Origin of the sequence: Nonomuraea sp. 10N515B (assembly GCF_052245915.1) — a bacterium.
GTDB lineage: Bacteria > Actinomycetota > Actinomycetes > Streptosporangiales > Streptosporangiaceae > Nonomuraea.
The window spans coordinates 1-3,556 of record NZ_JBQQBQ010000158.1 but is presented as its reverse complement, the minus strand read 5'-3'; the positions used below and the strand labels follow the sequence as shown (position 1 = coordinate 3,556).

The 3,556-nt window shown below is 65.1% G+C and carries 1 protein-coding gene; it reads left to right on the top strand.

The features are described from left to right. Window positions 1-87: 87 nt before the first annotated feature. On the top strand, window positions 88-3,555 hold the full coding sequence (gene rpoB / locus ACTWQA_RS58660) for a DNA-directed RNA polymerase subunit beta (protein WP_443167439.1): 3,468 nt from the start codon (window positions 88-90) through the stop codon (window positions 3,553-3,555). The last annotated feature ends 1 nt before the right edge of the window (window position 3,556 follow it).

The window sequence follows — 3,556 nt, the reverse complement described above, 5'->3', positions numbered from 1 at the left end:
TTTGACGACCCGCGATGCTTGCTCACGTTGCGAGGTTGTCTGGCGTGCGTGTAGTCAGTCCGCCGCGAGCCCTCGGAAGGACATCTGTTGGCAGCCTCGCGCAACGCCTCCGCCGTACCCGCTGGTCCCCGTCGCGTCTCTTTTTCGCGCATCCAGGAGCCTCTCGAAGTTCCTGACCTTCTCGCTCTGCAGACCGAGTCGTTTGATTGGCTGCTCGGAAACGAGAAGTGGAAGGCCCGGGTAGAGGCGGCTCGTCAGGCCGGGCGCAAGGACGTCCCGACCCAGTCGGGCCTCGAAGAGATCTTCGAAGAGATCAGTCCCATCGAGGACTTCTCGGGGACCATGTCCTTGTCGTTCCGCGACCACCGGTTCGAGCCGCCGAAGTACTCAGTCGATGAGTGCAAAGACAAGGACATGACCTTCTCCGCCCCGATGTTCGTGACGGCGGAGTTCATCAATAACACCACTGGTGAGATCAAGAGCCAGACGGTGTTCATGGGTGATTTCCCGCTCATGACGCCGAAGGGCACGTTCATCATCAACGGCACCGAGCGTGTCGTGGTCTCGCAGCTGGTCCGTTCGCCCGGCGTCTACTTCGAACGCAATGTCGACAAGACGTCGGACAAGGATCTGTACGGCTGCAAGGTCATCCCGTCGCGTGGTGCCTGGCTCGAGTTCGAGATCGACAAGCGTGACAGTGTCGGTGTGCGCATCGACCGTAAGCGCAAGCAGGCCGTCACCGTGCTTCTCAAGGCACTGGGATGGACCAGCGACAAGATCCTCGAGCGGTTCGGCCAGTACGAGTCGATGCGGGCCACCCTGGAGAAGGACCACACGGCCGGCCAGGATGACGCGCTGCTGGACATCTACCGCAAGCTGCGGCCGGGTGAGCCGCCGACCAAGGAGTCGGCGCAGACGCTGCTGGAGAATCTCTACTTCAATCCCAAGCGGTACGACCTGGCCAAGGTGGGCCGCTACAAGATCAACAAGAAGCTGGGCGTCGACTCGGAGATCACCCAGGGCACGCTCACCGAAGACGACATCGTCGCCACGATCGAATACATCGTGCGCCTGCACGCCGGCGAGGAGTCGATGCCGGGCGTCAACGGCGATGCCATCGTCGAGGTCGACGACATCGACCACTTCGGCAACCGCCGCCTGCGCAGTGTCGGCGAGCTCATCCAGAACCAGGTCCGCCTGGGTCTGGCCCGTATGGAGCGCGTCGTGCGTGAGCGTATGACGACGCAGGACGTCGAGGCGATCACGCCGCAGACCCTGATCAACATTCGCCCGGTCGTGGCGTCGATCAAGGAGTTCTTCGGCACCTCGCAGCTGTCGCAGTTCATGGACCAGACCAACCCGCTGGCCGGCCTGACGCACAAGCGGCGTCTGTCCGCGCTGGGTCCCGGTGGTCTGTCCCGTGAGCGGGCCGGCTTCGAGGTCCGTGACGTGCACCCGTCCCACTACGGCCGGATGTGCCCGATCGAGACCCCTGAAGGTCCCAACATCGGTCTGATCGGCTCGCTGGCCTCCTACGGGCGGATCAACGCCTTCGGCTTCGTCGAGACGCCTTACCGCAAGGTCGTCGACGGCAAGGTGACCGGCCAGATCGACTACCTCACCGCCGACGAGGAAGACCGCTACGTCAAGGCGCAGGCAAACACGGTGCTCAACGCCGACGGCACGTTCGCCGACGCCCGCGTCCTGGTCCGCACCAAGGGCGGTGAGACCGAGCTCGCCCGTGCCGAGGAGGTCGACTACATCGACGTGTCGCCGCGCCAGATGGTGTCGGTGGCCACGGCGATGATCCCGTTCCTCGAACACGACGACGCCAACCGGGCGCTCATGGGCTCCAACATGCAGCGGCAGTCGGTGCCGCTGCTCAAGAGCGAGGCGCCGCTGGTCGGCACCGGCATGGAATACCGTGCTGCGACCGACGCCGGTGACGTCATCAGCGCCGAGAAGGCGGGCGTGGTGGAGGAGGTCTCGGCCGACTACATCACCGTGATGAACGACGACGGCACCCGCACCACCTACCGGGTGGCCAAGTTCAAGCGCTCCAACCAGGGCACGAGCTTCAACCAGAAGCCCATCGTCGCCGAGGGCGACCGGGTGGAGGTCAACCAGGTCATCGCCGACGGCCCGTGCACCGACAAGGGCGAGATGGCGCTGGGCAAGAACCTGCTGGTGGCGTTCATGCCGTGGGAGGGCCACAACTACGAAGACGCCATCATCTTGTCTCAGCGGCTGGTCCAGGACGACGTGCTGTCCTCGATCCACATCGAGGAGCACGAGGTCGACGCCCGGGACACCAAGCTGGGTCCGGAGGAGATCACCCGGGACATCCCGAACGTGTCGGAGGAGGTCCTGGCCGACCTCGACGAGCGCGGCATCATCCGGATCGGCGCCGAGGTCGTGCCGGGCGACATCCTGGTCGGCAAGGTCACCCCGAAGGGTGAGACCGAGCTGACCCCGGAGGAGCGGCTGCTGCGTGCGATCTTCGGTGAGAAGGCGCGTGAGGTGCGTGACACCTCGCTGAAGGTGCCGCACGGTGAGCAGGGCAAGGTCATCGGGGTGCGGGTGTTCTCCCGTGAGGAGGGCGACGAGCTGCCTCCGGGGGTGAACGAGCTGGTGCGCGTGTATGTGGCGCAGAAGCGTAAGATCACCGACGGTGACAAGCTGGCCGGCCGGCACGGCAACAAGGGCGTCATCTCCAAGATCCTGCCGGTCGAGGACATGCCGTTCCTGGAGGACGGCACCCCGGTCGACATCATCCTCAACCCGCTGGGCGTGCCCGGCCGGATGAACGTGGGTCAGGTGCTGGAGACCCATCTGGGGTGGATCGCCGCCCGCGGCTGGGACATCTCGGGCATCCAGGAGGCCTGGGCCGAGCGGCTGCGTGACAAGGGCTTTGAGAAGGTGGCCCCGCGCACCAACGTCGCCACCCCGGTCTTCGACGGCGCCCACGAGGCCGAGATCGTCGGCCTGCTCAGCAACACCGTGGCCAACCGCGACGGTGACCGCATGGTGCAGGAGACCGGTAAGGCCCAGCTGTTCGACGGCCGCAGTGGTGAGCCGTTCCCGTACCCGATCTCGGTCGGCTACATCTACATCCTCAAGCTGCTGCACCTGGTCGACGACAAGATTCACGCTCGGTCGACCGGCCCCTACTCCATGATCACCCAGCAGCCGCTCGGCGGTAAGGCCCAGTTCGGTGGCCAGCGCTTCGGTGAGATGGAGGTGTGGGCGCTGGAGGCGTACGGCGCCGCCTACGCCCTGCAGGAGCAGCTGACCATCAAGTCCGACGACGTGCTCGGCCGCGTGAAGGTCTACGAGGCCATCGTCAAGGGCGAGAACATCCCCGAGCCCGGTATTCCGGAGTCCTTCAAGGTGCTCATCAAGGAAATGCAGTCGCTGTGCCTGAATGTCGAGGTGCTCTCCAGCGACGGCATGTCCATCGAGATGCGCGACACCGACGAGGACGTCTTCCGCGCCGCGGAGGAGCTCGGCATCGATCTGTCCCGGCGTGAGCCGAGCAGCGTGGAAGAAGTCTGAG